Origin of the sequence: Nocardia sp. NPDC058176 (assembly GCF_042883805.1) — a bacterium.
Lineage (GTDB): Bacteria > Actinomycetota > Actinomycetes > Mycobacteriales > Mycobacteriaceae > Nocardia.
This window is the reverse complement of record NZ_JBHVVA010000003.1, coordinates 307,120-321,850: the sequence shown is the minus strand read 5'-3', so window position 1 is coordinate 321,850 and position 14,731 is coordinate 307,120. Positions and strand designations below refer to the sequence as shown.

The 14,731-nt window shown below is 69.4% G+C and carries 13 protein-coding genes; 5 read left to right on the top strand and 8 right to left on the bottom strand.

Annotation, left to right across the window (positions count from 1 at the left end; translation table 11 throughout):
• Nucleotides 1-81 precede the first annotated feature (81 nt).
• Entirely contained in the window at nucleotides 82-918 is an 837-nt protein-coding gene (locus tag ACFVVM_RS19560; protein ID WP_387619976.1) for an NAD(P)H-binding protein, read from the bottom strand.
• A gap of 88 nt (nucleotides 919-1,006) precedes the next feature.
• Here ACFVVM_RS19560 and ACFVVM_RS19555 point away from each other — a divergent pair, with 88 nt between their 5' ends.
• From ACFVVM_RS19555 to ACFVVM_RS19545, 3 genes are read left to right on the top strand one after another with little or no spacing between them, the layout of a single operon-like run.
• A complete protein-coding gene (locus ACFVVM_RS19555) occupies nucleotides 1,007-1,426 on the top strand; it encodes a winged helix-turn-helix transcriptional regulator (RefSeq protein ID WP_387619973.1) in 420 nt (139 codons plus the stop codon).
• A 45-nt stretch (nucleotides 1,427-1,471) separates the two neighbouring features.
• On the top strand, nucleotides 1,472-2,869 hold the full coding sequence (locus tag ACFVVM_RS19550; RefSeq protein ID WP_387619970.1) for a 3' terminal RNA ribose 2'-O-methyltransferase Hen1: 1,398 nt from the start codon (nucleotides 1,472-1,474) through the stop codon (nucleotides 2,867-2,869).
• A complete protein-coding gene (locus tag ACFVVM_RS19545) occupies nucleotides 2,866-5,391 on the top strand; it encodes a polynucleotide kinase-phosphatase (protein WP_387619967.1) in 2,526 nt (841 codons plus the stop codon). Before ACFVVM_RS19550 ends, ACFVVM_RS19545 begins: the two co-directional genes overlap by 4 nt.
• Before the next feature lie 26 nt (nucleotides 5,392-5,417).
• On the opposite strand, the gene ACFVVM_RS19540 is transcribed toward ACFVVM_RS19545, so the two are convergent.
• Complete coding sequence (locus ACFVVM_RS19540; protein WP_387619964.1) at nucleotides 5,418-6,059, bottom strand: response regulator; 642 nt, start codon at nucleotides 6,057-6,059, stop codon at nucleotides 5,418-5,420.
• 4 nt (nucleotides 6,060-6,063) lie between these two features.
• Complete coding sequence (locus ACFVVM_RS19535) at nucleotides 6,064-7,248, bottom strand: sensor histidine kinase (protein WP_387619961.1); 1,185 nt, start codon at nucleotides 7,246-7,248, stop codon at nucleotides 6,064-6,066.
• A 106-nt stretch (nucleotides 7,249-7,354) separates the two neighbouring features.
• Here ACFVVM_RS19535 and ACFVVM_RS19530 point away from each other — a divergent pair, with 106 nt between their 5' ends.
• Both ACFVVM_RS19530 and ACFVVM_RS19525 read left to right on the top strand, forming a co-directional pair.
• Nucleotides 7,355-8,287: an ATP-binding cassette domain-containing protein gene (locus ACFVVM_RS19530; RefSeq protein ID WP_387619959.1), complete on the top strand. Its 933-nt coding sequence runs from the start codon at nucleotides 7,355-7,357 to the stop codon at nucleotides 8,285-8,287.
• Entirely contained in the window at nucleotides 8,284-9,027 is a 744-nt protein-coding gene (locus ACFVVM_RS19525; protein ID WP_387619956.1) for a hypothetical protein, read from the top strand. Before ACFVVM_RS19530 ends, ACFVVM_RS19525 begins: the two co-directional genes overlap by 4 nt.
• Here ACFVVM_RS19525 and ACFVVM_RS19520 read toward each other — a convergent pair.
• The 5 genes from ACFVVM_RS19520 to ACFVVM_RS19500 all read right to left on the bottom strand — a co-directional run bounded on the left by ACFVVM_RS19520 (nucleotide 9,024) and on the right by ACFVVM_RS19500 (nucleotide 14,703).
• A complete protein-coding gene (locus ACFVVM_RS19520) occupies nucleotides 9,024-9,446 on the bottom strand; it encodes a hypothetical protein (RefSeq protein WP_387619953.1) in 423 nt (140 codons plus the stop codon). The genes ACFVVM_RS19525 and ACFVVM_RS19520 overlap by 4 nt on opposite strands.
• Nucleotides 9,447-9,670: 224 nt before the next feature.
• Nucleotides 9,671-10,792, bottom strand: a complete 1,122-nt coding sequence (locus ACFVVM_RS19515; RefSeq protein WP_387619950.1) for an NADH:flavin oxidoreductase — start codon at nucleotides 10,790-10,792, stop codon at nucleotides 9,671-9,673.
• A 97-nt stretch (nucleotides 10,793-10,889) separates the two neighbouring features.
• Nucleotides 10,890-11,312 (bottom strand): hypothetical protein, encoded by a 423-nt coding sequence (locus ACFVVM_RS19510; RefSeq protein WP_387619948.1) that lies wholly within the window; start codon nucleotides 11,310-11,312, stop codon nucleotides 10,890-10,892.
• The gene (locus ACFVVM_RS19505; RefSeq protein WP_387619945.1) at nucleotides 11,302-13,254 is read right to left on the bottom strand and encodes a primary-amine oxidase; all 1,953 of its coding nucleotides are present in this window, start codon (nucleotides 13,252-13,254) and stop codon (nucleotides 11,302-11,304) included. The genes ACFVVM_RS19510 and ACFVVM_RS19505 overlap by 11 nt, the downstream gene beginning before the upstream one ends.
• Before the next feature lie 21 nt (nucleotides 13,255-13,275).
• Nucleotides 13,276-14,703, bottom strand: a complete 1,428-nt coding sequence (locus ACFVVM_RS19500) for an APC family permease (RefSeq protein WP_387619942.1) — start codon at nucleotides 14,701-14,703, stop codon at nucleotides 13,276-13,278.
• Between the last annotated feature and the right edge of the window lie 28 nt (nucleotides 14,704-14,731).

The window sequence follows — 14,731 nt, the reverse complement described above, 5'->3', positions numbered from 1 at the left end:
AGCCGAACCGAGATGGCGCGGCGGTGCGGTCAGATCTGGCCGACGAGTGGAACCCAGGTGCGCCCGGCGGTCAGCTCACATCTACGAGGGGACTGGTGCGCGCGCCGGGCTCGGGCGGAGCAACGCCGTCAGCTCGGCGGCGACGGTGAGTGGGTCGGTGACCGGGCGGCCGAGCAGCTTCTCCAGGTCCGGGCTCGGGTCCGCCAGGAAGCCGTGGCGGATGCTGGTGGCGATCGAGACCAGCATGGGTGGCTGGAAGGGCAGCAGGCCGTCGACGGCGAGGACGCGCGCCCGGTAGGTGCCGAGGTCGACGGTCCGGTGGGTGGTGCCGAGACGGTCGGCGACCTGGTCGGCGGTGATCGGCGGCCCGGTCAGTTCGTAGATCTTGTGCGCGTGAACCGACGGCGCCGTGGCGACGACGGCGGCCGCGGCGGCCAGATCGGCGCGCGCCACCGCCGCGAGGGCGCCCGTGCCGAACGCCGATTCCAGGGTGCCGTCGGCGGTCCAGGTGAGCAGTGAACCGAACAGTTCGGCGTAGAGGCCGTTGCGCAGGATGGTCCAGCCGAGTCCGCTGTCGCGGATCAATCGCTCGGTGGCCCGATGTGCCAGGGCGAACGCGAGATGGTCGCCGTCGCCGATCAGGCTGGTGTAGACGAGATGGCCGACGCCGTCGCGCACGGCGGCATCGATGACCGCGCCGTGGCGGTCGACGACCCGATCGTCCTCGGCGTATCCGGCCGAGACCATGACCAGGGTCTCGACACCGGTCAGGTCGAGGGTGGTCGGCTCGTCGAAATCCAGCTGCCGGATGCCGTCGGCCGTGGTGCGGCTACCCCCGACCGCGTCGATGCCCTGTGCGCGGAGTTGGGCGAGAATGCCCGAGCCGAGCTGACCGTGCGCGCCGCTGACCAAGATCATGGAATTGCCGTCTCCCTGCGTGGTTCTCTTCGGTAACTACAGTGGAAATCGTCACCCGGCACGGATCGGCTCACAAGAAGGCAGTCTCATGTCACCGACGCACACCGAAGTAACCACCTCCGCCGATCTGGCGCCGTGCGGTCGCGCCGAGCACCCCGACTGCGGCATCCGGGACGTGCTCGACCGGGTGGGCGACAAGTGGTCGGTGCTCGTCATCGTCGAACTCGCGCGCGGACCACGCCGATTCCGCGAACTCCAGCGCGCGATCGACGGCATCTCCCAGCGCATGCTCACCTTGACCGTGCGCCGCCTCGAACGCGACGGCCTGCTCATCCGCACCGTCTACCCGACCGTGCCCGCCCAGGTCGACTACCGCCTCACCGAGACGGGCGCCGGCCTCACCCACCTCGTCGAAGCCCTCGCGACCTGGTCACTGGCACATCGTGATTCGATCGCCGAGTCCCGTCGTGCCTACGACGCCGAGCATCCGGGCAACGAGATCCGCTGACCGCTGGTGGGAAAACCAGTGGATCCGGCGTGACAAGATCGTTCAGTGCTGTTGACGATCTCCACGACCCACGCACCCGCGACCGATCTCGGGTACCTGCTGGTCAAACATCCCGACCGGGTGCAGTCGTTCGAGACGACCGGTGGGACGGCACATGTCTTCTACCCGCGCGCCGATGTGGAGCGCTGCACGGTCGCCCTGCTGCTCGAGATCGACCCGGTGGAGTTGGCGCGACCGGCCAAGGGCCACAACGGGTCCGCGCTGGGGCGGTATGTCAACGACCGGCCCTATGTGGCGTCGAGTCTGCTGGCGGTGGCCATGGGCAAGGTGTTCCGGTCGGCGCTCAACGGCACCAGCCGCGACCGCGCGGAGCTGGCGGACACCGCGATTCCGCTCGAGATCGAGGTGCCCGCGGTACCGTGCCGCGGTGGGGCCGAGATCGTGGAGCGCCTGTTCGCGCCGCTGGGCTGGACCGTCTCGACGACGACGGCCGCACTGGATCCTGAGTTCCCGGAATGGGGCGATTCGCCCTACGTCCAGGTGCGGCTGACCGGCACGCTCCGGCTGGCCGACGCGCTCAACCACCTCTACGTGCTGCTGCCCGTACTCGATGACGCCAAGCACTACTGGGTCGATCAGGACGAGGTCGACAAGCTGCTGCGCGCCGGTGACGGCTGGCTCGGCGGCCACCCTGACCGGGACCTGATCGCCCGCCGCTACCTGGCCGGACGACGCTCGCTGACCCAGTCCGCGCTCGAGCGGCTGCGCGCGGTCGATGAGCAGGCCGAGGACGCGGACTCACCCGCCGACGCGGTCGAACGCGCCGAAGCCGCCGAGCGCCGCACCCCGCTGGTGCGGCTGCGCACCGACGCCGTGCTCGCCGCGCTGGCCGAGTCGGGTGCGACCCGCGTCCTCGATCTCGGGTGCGGGCCCGGCGCGCTGCTGCTCGCCCTCGATGCCGAACCCCGCTACACCCAGATCGTCGGGGCGGATGTGTCCGCGGCCGCGCTGGCCATCGCGGAACGACGGTTGAAATTCGATCGCAAGTCCGACCGGCAGCGTGCCCGGACCACCCTGATCCAGACCGCGCTGACCTATCACGACGACCGTCTGCGCGGCTTCGACGCGGCGGTGCTCATGGAGGTGATCGAACACGTCGACGAGGCCAGGCTGCCCGCGCTCGAACGCGCCGTCTTCGGCCACGCCGCGCCCGGTGCGGTCATCGTGACCACACCGAACGTGGAGTACAACGCGCGCTACGAGACCCTCGACGGACATCGTCACCACGATCACCGATTCGAGTGGACCCGTGCGGAATTCGCCGCCTGGAGCACCCGCGTGGCCGAGACGTTCGGCTACACCGTCGACCTGCGTTCGGTCGGCGACCTCGACCCGCAGCTCGGCTCCCCCACCCAGCTCGCGTTCTTCCGGAGGGCCGCATGAATCTCGACATCCCCGAGCTCTCGCTCATCGCCCTGATCGGCATCTCCGGGTCCGGCAAGTCCACCTTCGCGCGCGAGCACTTCAAGCCCACCGAGGTGCTGTCCTCGGACTTCTTCCGCGGCCTGGTCTCCGACGACGAGAACGACCAGTCCGCGACGAAGGACGCCTTCGACGCGCTGCGCCACATCGCGGGAATCCGGTTGCGCGCGGGTCGCCGCGTCGTCATCGACGCCACCAATGTGCAGAAGCACGCGCGTGCCGAATTGGTCGCGCTGGCACGCTCTTTCGATGTGCTGCCGGTGGCGATCGTGCTCGACACCCCCGAGGCCGTGGCCTGGGAGCGGACCCAGGGCCGCACCGATCGCAGCTTCGGTCGCGGGGTGTTGAAGCGGCAGAGTCAGGATCTGCGCCGGTCGCTGCGGGAGCTGGGGCGGGAGGGATTCCGCAAGGTGCACATCGTGCGTGATCCGGCCGAGGTCGAGATCAGCTATCAGCGCGCGTGGAACGACCGGCGCGAGCTCACCGGGCCGTTCGACATCATCGGCGACGTGCACGGCTGCCGGTCCGAATTGGAGAGCCTGCTGGGCGAACTCGGCTGGGAACTGGTCCGCGACGAGGCCGGGCGGGCGATCGACGCCACCCATCCGGCGGGTCGCCAGGCGGTGTTCGTCGGTGATCTGGTCGACCGCGGTCCCGATTCGCCCGGGGTGCTGCGGCTGGTGATGGGGATGACGGCGAGCGGTAATGCGCTGTGCGTGCCGGGCAATCACGAGCAGAAGCTGCTGCGGGCGTTGCGCGGGCGCAAGGTGACGGTGTCGCACGGGCTGGCCGAGACGCTGGCCCAGCTCGAGCACGAGACACCGGAGTTCGTGGAGTCGGCGGCGCAGTGGATCGACAAGCTGGTCAGCCACCTGCGGTTGGACGGCGGGAAGCTCGTCGTCGCCCACGCGGGCCTGAAGGAGGAGTACCACGGGCGGGCCTCGGGACGAGTGCGCGATTTCTGCCTCTACGGCGAAACCACCGGGGAGACAGACGAATACGGGCTGCCGGTGCGGTATCCGTGGGCGCGCGACTATCGCGGCTCGGCCATGGTCGTCTACGGCCATGTGCCGACCTCGAAGGTGGAGTGGGTCAACAACACCGTGTGCCTCGACACCGGCGCGGTGTTCGGCGGTGAGCTGACCGCGCTGCGCTATCCGGAGAAGTCCTTCGTCGCGGTGCAGGCCGAGGACACGCACTACGAGCCGATTCGGCCACTGGCCGAGGTAGAACCCACGCGCGAGGACACAACGCTGGCCCTGACCGATGTCACCGGGCGCAGGCACCTGCGCACCGACTACGGCACGGTACTCGTCGACGCCGAGAGTTCCGCGGCGGCACTCGAGGTGATGAGCCGGTTCGCGATCGACCCGCGGGCGCTGCTGTGGCTGCCGCCGACGATGTCGCCGCCGTCCACCTCGACGGTCGAGGGCTACCTCGAATACCCGACCGAGGCGTTCGCCGACTATCGCGCCGCGGGCGTGGACCGGGTCGTGTGCGAGGAGAAGCACATGGGCTCCCGAGCCGTGCTGCTCGTCTGCCGCGATACCGGCACCGCCGCAACACGTTTCGGGATCGGTGACGGCTGCTCCGGCGCGATCTACACCCGCACCGGCCGCTCGTTCTTCGCCGATCCCGCGCTCACCGAGACGCTGCTGACCCGGGTGCGCGTGGCGGCCGGACCACTGTTCGACGAACTCGACACCGACTGGCTGCTGTTCGACGGTGAGCTGCTGCCCTGGTCGGCCAAGGCCGGTGGGCTGATCCGCACGCAGTACGCCGCCACCGGCGCGGCCGCACGCACCGCCCTGCCCGCCGCGCTCACCGCCCTCGATGCCGGGCTGGCACGCGGCCTCGACCTCGGCGCCCTGCGCGACCGCACCGCCGCGCGCGCCACCCAAGCCGACGATTTCGTCGCCGCCTATCGCCGATACTGCTGGCCGACAACCGATCTCGACGGCATCCAGTTCGCGCCGTTCGCTCTGCTCGCCAGTGAAGGCGCCAGCCACGCCGGACACGACCACGACTGGCACCTCGCCCTGAGTGACCGGCTGGTCGAAGCCGACCCGTCGACCTTCCGCCCCACCGGTCGTCGGGTGGTCGACCTGTCCGACCCCGCCGCCGAAGCCGAAGCCACCGCCTGGTGGCTCGCGCTGACCGAGGCCGGCGGCGAGGGCATGGTCATCAAGCCCTACGCCGGCCTGTCCCACCGCGCCAACGGCAAACTCGTCCAGCCCGGCATCAAATGCCGCGGCCGCGAATACCTCCGCATCATCTACGGCCCCGACTACACCACCCCCACCCACCTCACCCGCCTCCGCGACCGCACCCTCAGCCGCAAACGCGGCCTCGCCCTCCGCGAACACGGCCTCGGCCTCGCCGCCCTCGACGCCGCCGCCACCGGCGCCCCCCTATGGCGAATCCACGAACTGGTCTTCGCCATCCTCGCCATGGAATCCGTCCCCACCGACCCCCGCCTCTGACCACCAGCCGTGGTGCGGCGGATCCGCTAGGCGAATCCGGATTCGTAGGCGACGATGACTGCCTGGGTGCGGTCTCGGGCGCCGAATTTTGCCAGGATCGAGCTGACGTGGGTTTTCACTGTTTCCGAACCTACGTACAGGTCGGCCGCGATCTCCGCGTTCGACAGGCCTTTTGTCATCAGCCGTAGGACCGCCACTTCTCGTTGGGTGAGGTCGGCGCGTTCCAGTGTCGCGCGGGCGCTGTCGTTTCCGCGGCCCGCCGCCAGTGACCGGATGGCGGACGGGTAGAGCACTGAATCGCCTTGTGCGACGGTGCGTACCGCGTTCGCGATCTCGGTGGGGCGGGCGCGTTTGAGCAGGAAACCGTCGGCGCCGGCGCGTAAGGCCTCGTAGACGTAGTCGTCGTTTTCGAAGGTGGTGATGATCAGGATCTTCGGTGGGTTCGGGATGACCCGAAGTACCGTCCGGGTGGCTTCGATCCCGTCCAGCAGCGGCATTCGCACGTCCATGGCGATCACATCGGGGCGTAGTCGCTTGACCTCGGCGACCACCGACACGCCGTCGGCCGCCTCGCCGACCACCGTGATTCCTTCTTGCGCATCGAGAATCGCGCGCAGCCCAGCCCGCGCCAACGGTTCGTCGTCCACCAGCAGCACCGAGATGGTCACCGGATCACCCTAGGCTGTGGGTCGGTAGCCGAACCCAGGTCCGCCACTGCCCGTCCTCCGGGCCCATGCGAGCATCGCCGCCGAGGAGTTCGGCACGTTCCCGAATCCCGCGCAACCCGCTGCCGTGACCGGCTCGATCGGCCGCCGATTCGGCGGCAGGGACGGGATTCGACACCTCCAGCTCGAGCCATTGCGCGTCCGCGTGCACCCTGACCTGGACGGCGACCCGGCCCGCATGGCGTAGAGCGTTGGTGAGTGCTTCCTGCAGAATTCGGTAGCCCTCGCGCGAAATCGGACCGGAAACCCGGTCGATGGGTCCGGTGATGTCGGCATCGACGGTGGCTCCCGCCGAACGGGCCGAGTCGAACAGCCGGGAGGCCGCGGTCAGCGTCGGGCGCTGGATCACGGGCGTGCTCGGCTCACGCAGCACCGCGAGCACGCGCTCGAGATCCTCCAACGCGGTGCGGCCGGTGTCTTCGATCGCGGCGAGCGCGGTGCCGGTGAACTCCGGCTCACCCGTCGTGCGGGCGGCGCCGGCCTGCAACACCATCGCGGTGAGCGAGTGACCGATCGAGTCGTGCAGTTCCCGGGCGATCCGGTTGTTCTCCAGCAGCCGCTCGGTGCGTTCTTCCAGCGCGTGCAGCCGCGTCGAGGCCGAGGGTCCGAGCAACCACCGCGCACAGGCGGTGACCAACTCGCCGAGGCCGACGAGCAGGGCGAGCAGCACCAGAATCGGTAGCGGCGCGGCAAGCGCGAACCACCACCGCGGACCGTCGAGGTGGAGCAGCGTGTCCCCGGTGGGCCCGGCGCCCAGCGCCGCTCGCACGAGATCCGAGCACAGCAGGATCGACGGTACGCCGATGCCGAACAGCGCTGTGCTCAACACCAATCGGATCTCGAGCCACAGCACGGTCCGCCAGCGATCCGCCCAGTCGGCGGCGGGCGCCACGGCGATCGTGGCATCGGTGGCACCGCGTTCGTGTGGGGTGAGGAACAGTTGCGCCTGGATCGCCTCGGCCAGCCGCATTCCCGGGATCAACCCGATCGGTACGGCCAGCAGGAGCGGCACCCAGGGGCTCTGCTTGTCGATGAACAACCACAACGCCACCGCGGTCATCGGCAGGGCCAGATGCAGTCCGCGGGTGTAGGTCACCGACCGCGCCAGTGGCCGCAACGGTGTTGTGAACACGATGCCATCGTGCCAGCGTTCGGTGGCCGACGAATCCCCCGCACGGGGGAGGTGATACCCGCTCGGTGGGGACGTTTTGTCCGCGCGACCAGGCGATGGTGTGAGTATGACCAGTATCGAAGTCCGTGAACTCAGCAAGGTTTACCGACGCACCAGGGTTGTCGACGGGATCGACTTCTCGGTCCGCCCCGGGCGCGTCACCGGATTCCTCGGCCCCAACGGCGCGGGCAAGTCGACCACGATGCGGCTGATCCTCGGCCTGGATCGGCCGAGTTCGGGGACAGCGACGATCGGCGGTCGCCGGCTTCGCGACATCGATTGGCCGCTGCGCACGGTCGGCGCCCTGCTCGATGCCGCGGCCGCGCATCCGGCCCGCACCGCGCGGGACCATCTGCTCGCGCTCGCTGTCGGCAACCGTATTCCGGCCCGCCGGGTCGCCGAGGTTCTCGAGGAGGTCGGGCTGGGGGCCGTGGCAGGGCGTCGAGTCCGCACCTATTCGCTCGGCATGCGCCAGCGCCTCGGTATCGCGGCCGCGCTGCTGGGTGATCCACCGGTGGTCATGCTCGACGAACCGTCCAATGGGCTCGATCCGGAGGGGATCATCTGGATCCGGGAAACGTTGCGCCGCTTGGCGAGTGAGGGCCGTACCGTGCTCGTCTCCAGTCATCTGATGGGCGAGACCGCCGCGTTCGCCGACCAGCTGATCGTGCTGGGGCGCGGCCGGGTGCTCGCCGATACCGACCTGCAGACCTTCATCGGCGATCACGTGCAGCCGCGGGTCCGGGTGCGGACGACCGACGACGCGCGGTTACGCGAGGTGTTGGCCGGTGCCGGAATCGAGGCGGTCCAGGACGCCGGGCACTGGTTCATCCACGGCCAGCGCCTCGACCGGATCGGTCCGCTGCTCGCGGGCGCGGGCGTCCCGGTCCTCGAACTCGCCGACGAGCAGGCCTCGCTGGAACAGGCATACCTCGAATTGACCTCGGCCGACAGTGAATACACGGCCACCACCCCCGCACTCGAGAAGGCAGGACGATGACGTTCACCCCGGTACTTCACTCGGAATGGATCAAGGCTCGATCACTGCCATCGCTGAGCGGCATTCTGGTGCTGTTGTTCGCGGTGACGGCCGGACTCTCCCTGCTCGGCAGCGCCACGCTCGCGCACGAAGCGAAGGGCACGGCGGATTTCGATCCGGTGCTGCTGTCGTTCTTCGGCATCAATTTCGGGCAGGTCATCGCCATCGCCTTCGGTGCGGCCTGCGCCGCGGGACCGTACCGCGACAACGGCATGCGGGTATGGCTGACGGCCGTTCCCCGGCGGGGCCTGCTGTACTCGGCCAATCTGAGCGTGATCGGTGCGCTGACCTTCGGAGTCGGACTCGTCACCGGCGCGATCTGCTTGCTCGCCGGCCGGCCACTCATCGGTGACGGCGCGATCGGACTGGACGATCCGGTCGGCTGGCGCGCCGTGCTCGGTTGCGCGGTGTACCTGACGCTGATGGCGTTGATGGCCGCCGGGGTCGCCACCCTGCTGCGCAGTTCGGCGGCCACCATGGGCGTGCTGATCCCGCTCGTGCTGATGCTGTCGTTCGTGCTCGGCGATGTCACCCAGGGTGGGAGCGTCGCGGAGTTCCTGCCGGACCGTGCGGGCCGCCAGGCCCTGGTGTCCGACCCCGCCGGCGTCCTCGGTCCGTGGACAGGTCTCGCGGTCACCGCGTGCTGGGCGGCGGCCGCCATCGGAGTGGGCTGGATGGCGCTGCGCCGCCGCGACTCCTAGCTCGAACCGCTGGGCAGCAGGCCCGCCGAGCCGCTGCCCAGCTGGGGGTCTCCGGTGATCTCGACGACGAGGGTCTTGGTGGACGAGCCCTGCGTGGCCACGATCGTGTAGGTGCCCTTGGCCGGCGGGCGCCAGATGCCGCGCAGCGCGCTGCGCTCCCGGTCCGGGTAGTCCAGGCGCTCGGCCGACGTGAGTTCTTGGCCGTTGATCGTCAGGGTGGCCGGCAGTGCGTAGTCGGAGCCGAACATCCGGGCCATGACGGTGCAGTTGGCGTTCACGTAGTCGCACGCGACGGGAATCTCACTGTTGCCCCAGGCGGAGATGGTGATGTCCTCCACCTCCGCCGATGCCGCGGGAGCCAGAACGGCCGGAAGAACGAGTGCGCCCGCCGCGAGAGCGGTCAATCCTGCGATTCGCATGGGTTCGGTGATCCTTCGCCTCGGTGTGGTCGGCCCGGCGCTCGTCCGGGAACCTCGTGAAGCAGTAGCGTTCCACGGCTCACGTGGGGCCGGTAGCCCGAAAACCCAGGGCTTGCCGCTGCGCGGAGTCCTCGTCGACTCGCCATACATACAACTCGACGACTAGGTCGGCCAGGGTTGGGCTCCGAGTCGATTGTGGCGGTGAGTCGACTACCTTTTCGTAGTCAATGGAGGGTTTTCAGCATTGCTCCGTCGAAGGGGGTGATGGATTCGGTGCGGGTGGTGAGGGTTTTGGTGGCCCATTCGGGGTCGGCGATGAGGGCTCGGCCTACGGCTACGAGGTCGAATTCGTCGCGTTCGATGCGGTCGAGGAGTTGGTCGATGCCGGTGACGGCGGAGTTCTCGCCGGTGGCGAGGGCGCCGAAGAAGTCGCCGTCGAGGCCGACGGAGCCGACGGTGATGGTTGGTGTGCCGCTGATCTTCTTCACCCAGCCGGCGAGGTTCAGGTCGGAGTCGTCGAACTCGGGGAGCCAGTAGCGGCGGGTGGAGGCGTGGAAGACGTCGACGCCCGCCTCGGCCAGGGGGGTCAGGATGGTGTCGAGTTCCTGGGGGTTCTGCGCGAGCTTGGCGTCGTAGGCGCCCGACTTCCACTGGGACATGCGGAAGACGATCGGGAAGGCGTCCGAGACCGCCGCGCGGCAGGCCGCCACGATCTCGGCGGCGAAACGGGTGCGGGCGAGGATGTCGCCGCCGTAGGCGTCGGTGCGGCGGTTGGTGCCGGACCAGAGGAACTGGTCGATGAGATAGCCGTGGGCGCCGTGCAGTTCGATGCCGTCGAAGCCGAGGCGCTCGGCCGCGGCGGCCGCATCGGCGAACGCGGCGATGACGTCGTCGAGATCCCGCTGGGTCATGGCGCGGCCCTTGGGTTTGCCGCTCAGCGAGATCCCGGAGGGCCCGACCGGCTCCGCGTCGGCGATCGGCGGGGCGCCTTCGCTACGGGTGACGCCCACGTGCCACAGCTGCGGAATGATCGTGCCGCCCGCCCGGTGGACGGTGTCGACCACGCCCGACCAGCCCGCGAAGGCGTCGTCACCGTAGAACCGCGGGATCTGGTCGCTGGTGCCCGCCGAGGCGTGGTCGACGTAGGTGCCCTCGGTGATGATGAGCCCGACACCACCGGCCGCGCGTCGGCCGTAGTAGTCCGCCACGTCCTGGCCCGGGACGCCGTTCGGCGAGAACTGCCTGGTCATCGGCGCCATGGCGATCCGGTTGGGCGAGGTCAAGCCGCGCACGGTGAAGGGTCGCGCGAGCGCGTCGGCTGCCCGGCGGGCGTTCTCGTCGGTCACATCAGGTCCTGTTCGCGAGTCGGTTCGATCCTCTGCGAGCAACACCCGCGTGCGCCGACCGCATCCCGCGGCGCACCGATGTGACGGAGGTCTCCGCTCACCCGGCGACGAGCGAACCCGCCGGCGACCGGGTCGTGAGGAACACCGCGACGACCGCCACCAACGCCTCCGACGCCGCGACGACGAGGGTGATCGCGGTCAACGGGTCGAGTGCCGCGAGGCCGACCGGGTCGCCGTGCCCGGCGTGCCCGTGTGCCCCGCCGCCGACCATCGTGGCGTGGACCGCGAGCATGGCCAGGGTCATGCAGGCCACCAGCCCGAACGTCCCCGGCACCGGCCGCCGCCACAGCGCGGGAACGCACCGGAAGCAGGCCGCGGCCATGGCCACGAGCACGACGCCGACCGCCACACCGTGGGCAGGCGCACCGACCAGATGCAGTGCCGCCGACCCGATGGTGAGCACCGCCGTCGTGCGGCCGAGGAGCAGAGTCCACGGCCGCACGACCGAATCAGCCGCCATGGCAGGAGGATTCGCTCGGACCACAGTGCGCGCTCACCGTGGCGGGCACGTTCATCACCGGATTGGCGTCGAAGAACCCGTAGGGCTTGAGGGTGAAACCGCAGTAGTCGGTCGGCATGACGGGCCAGTCCTCGAGCCGCGGGAAATGGGTGAGGCCGAAGGTGTGCCAGACGACGATGTCGGTGCCGTCGACCGAACGATCCGCCGCCATGTACGCGGGCAGCCCGTCGCCGCCGGGATTCTGGTTCACCAGGTCACCCGCGGGATACCGCTCCTGCGGCGAGTATCCGGTCACCCACAGCTGCTTGGTGGTGAAGGCGGCCCTGGCGGCGATCGACGAGCTCGGGTCGGCGAGCAGCGTCGGCGTCTGGTCCGGATACAGCACGTACGCGGTGGGCGCGCCCATGCGATTGGTCTTCTCGGTGCTGACGATGTGCCACACCCGGCCCACTGCGGCGTCGGCATCGCGCGCGGCCTCGGATTCGCGCGAGATCCGGGTGGATTTGGCGGTGAACGCGTTGCCGTGCGGATTGCCCTCGCCGACCGGAACGCGCTGGACCTCGACCTCGTCCACGGCATTGGCCAGGCCGTCGACCATCATGTCCAACCGGGCGCTGAACAGGTGCTGGTGATAGGGCAGGCCGAGGCCGGGCGCGACCTCGCTCTGATACGGCGACCCCTCCGGCGGGTAGGCGGCGCTGAAGGCGACACCGGTCAGCTTGGACTCGCATTCGATGGTGCCGTCGAGGTAGAGGTACCAGTAGAAGCCGTAGTCGTAGTTGCCGACAGTGGTGAAGAAGCTGATCACCAGGCGCCGCTGACGGCGCACCTCGCTGACCCCGGTGAACATGTCGGTGTGCTTCCAGAGGGTGCCGTAGTCCTCCTCGTGCAGGCAGATGGCGTTCTCGATGGTGCGCGGCATGCCGAGCTCATCGGTGAGGGTGGCGTCGAAGTAGTGGATCTCGCCGAGGCAGTCACAGCCGAGGCGCAGCGAATTGGCGAAGCGGCCGAACAGGTATTCGCCGGTGTCGAAGTAGTTCTGCCAGAACCGGTTCGGCGACGGATCGCCGTAGGGGACCACCATTTCGGCGATGGAGGCACGGTAGACGATCGGGCGGTACTCCCCGCCGTCACGGAAGGCCAACTGCCGCAGGATCAGTCCCTCGCGAGCGTCGAAGCCGATGCGCAGTTTCCAGTTGGCCCAGGTGATCTGGTCACCGTCGACGGTGAAACTCGGCCCTTGCGGCTGGGTGATCTCGATGGGACGCAAGCCTTCCAGCGGCGGGCCCGCCTGGGCGGGGTCCTGGAAGTTTCCCGGCTCCTCGGGCACGTCGAAGATCCGGTAGTCGACGAGTTCGATGAGCTCGCGCGCGACGATGTCGACATAGGCGCACAGCCCGTCGACCGGATGCGCCCACGGGTGATCCTGCGGGTGGTCCTGCCGGAACGCGAACACCCGAATGACGCGGCGGCCCTGCTCGTTCAGGTGCTCGTAGGACCCGGCCGACAGCGGCACGCACACCACCGACTCCGGGTCGACCCCGCGGGTGCGCAGCGCGGCGCACCACCGCTCGTTCCCGGCCAGCACGGTGCCGACCTCTTCGAACTCCTCAACCAGGATCGGCACCTGACCGCGGGCGGTGTCGATCACCGAACTCGTGCGCACCGCGCCGTGGGTGAGTGAGACCAGGACATCGCGTGACACACCGGATGCCATGTCCAGCAACAGGACTCGGGCCAAGCGTTCGGGCGCCGGACCGGTGCCCGCCTGGTGGGCGAGTACCTCGGCCTTGTCGGGTTCGTCCAGCCCGACGTAGACGAAGCGGGTGGTGCCGGTGAGCAGGTCGGCGACGATCTCGCGGATCGCGGTGATCTCGGCGGCGGACAGATCCGCCAGCACGTCGACATCGGTGGCGGGGGAATCGAATTCGATCGTGGACATGGTCTCTCCAGGGTCGGGGGATCAGGAAGCGAGGGTGTCGTGGTGCCGGCGGCGCAGGACGGCGGCCTGGACGAATCCGGCGGCCGGGAAGGCCGCGGCGATGCACAGCAGGATGGTGGCCAGCGTGGTCGAGCCACCGATGAGCAGGGGGAAGTTGGCGATGATGATGCCCGCGGCCACGACGAGCCCGATCATCCCGAGCACCGGCGCGATCCGCGTGTGCCAGACCCGCGTATCCGCCTGTGTCCGAGCGAAATACACGATCACGGCCAGGCAGGTGGCGGCCATCAACACCGCGACGCCCAACGTGGCGACACCGGAGAACCAGGTGAACACCTCGAGTTCGGGGTCGAGGCCGAACAGGGCGAACGCGATCATCAACGTCGCGGCGGTGGCGGACTGCACCAGCGAGGACAGATGCGGCGACCGGTGCTCGGCGTGCACCCCGGCCAGCGGACGGGGCAGCACACCGGTGGCGGCCATCGAATGCTGGTAGCGGGTGACGACATTGTGGAACGACAGCACGCAGGCGAACAGGCTGGTGAGCAGCAGCACCTCGACGGCCACCGCGCCGACCGAACCGAGGTAGGCCGAGGCCGTGCGCACGATCATCCCGGCCGGATCCTCCGCAGCCGCGGCCACCACCTGATCGGGGCCCCACGCCATGACCAGCGCCCAGGTGCCGAAGGTGTAGAACACGCCGATGACCAGCACCGCCGCGTAGGTCGCGCGCGGGATGGTGCGGGCCGGATCCCGCGCCTCGTCGCGGAAGACGGCGGTCGCCTCGAAGCCGATGAAGCCGGCCAGCGCCAGCATCAGGCCGATGCCGGGCGAGCCGGACAGCGCCGCGTGCGCGGTGAACGGTTCGAGCGACAGGCCCGCCGCTCCCCCACGCGCGAGCACCACCGCGCCGAGCACGAGGACGATCCCGACCTCACCGATCAGCAACAGCCCCAGCACTTTCGAGCTGAGTTCGATGTGCCGGTAACCGAGGACGCCGACCACGGCGACCATCGCCACCGCGTACAGGTACCAGGGCAGCTCCGGCCCACCGAGCTGAGCGACCGACTTGGCCAGCGCCGAACTCAGGAAGCCGTACACCGCGGCCTGCACCATGGTGTAGGTCAGCAGCGCGAGATACGCCGCACCCAGCCCGGCGGGCCGGCCCAGCCCGTAGCCGACATAGGTGAAGAACGCGCCCGCCTTGGGTACATACCGGCTCATCGTGCTGAGCCCGACCGCGAACAACAGCAGCACGAGGGCCGAGACCACGAACATGGCCGGATACCCCGCGCCGTTGCCGATGAGCATGGCGATGGGCGCGGCGCCACCGATCACCGTGAGCGGCGCGGCGGCGGCCACCACCATGAAGACGATGGCACCCGGCCCGAGCGCACCGCCCAGGGCTTCGGCCGGTGGCGCGGCCGTGGATGTGGATGTGGGAGTCATTCCCACACTGTTGGCGGCGGGGTTTTCC

Bases quoted from the DNA above. Each gene is read 5' to 3' on its own strand.
- ACFVVM_RS19560 (WP_387619976.1), bottom strand. From the start codon at position 918: ATGATCTTGGTCAGCGGCGCGCACGGTCAGCTCGGCTCGGGCATTCTC.
- ACFVVM_RS19555 (WP_387619973.1), top strand. From the start codon at position 1,007: ATGTCACCGACGCACACCGAAGTAACCACCTCCGCCGATCTGGCGCCG.
- ACFVVM_RS19545 (WP_387619967.1), top strand. From the start codon at position 2,866: ATGAATCTCGACATCCCCGAGCTCTCGCTCATCGCCCTGATCGGCATC.
- ACFVVM_RS19530 (WP_387619959.1), top strand. From the start codon at position 7,355: ATGACCAGTATCGAAGTCCGTGAACTCAGCAAGGTTTACCGACGCACC.
- ACFVVM_RS19525 (WP_387619956.1), top strand. From the start codon at position 8,284: ATGACGTTCACCCCGGTACTTCACTCGGAATGGATCAAGGCTCGATCA.
- ACFVVM_RS19520 (WP_387619953.1), bottom strand. From the start codon at position 9,446: ATGCGAATCGCAGGATTGACCGCTCTCGCGGCGGGCGCACTCGTTCTT.
- ACFVVM_RS19510 (WP_387619948.1), bottom strand. From the start codon at position 11,312: ATGGCGGCTGATTCGGTCGTGCGGCCGTGGACTCTGCTCCTCGGCCGC.
- ACFVVM_RS19505 (WP_387619945.1), bottom strand. From the start codon at position 13,254: ATGTCCACGATCGAATTCGATTCCCCCGCCACCGATGTCGACGTGCTG.
- ACFVVM_RS19500 (WP_387619942.1), bottom strand. From the start codon at position 14,703: ATGACTCCCACATCCACATCCACGGCCGCGCCACCGGCCGAAGCCCTG.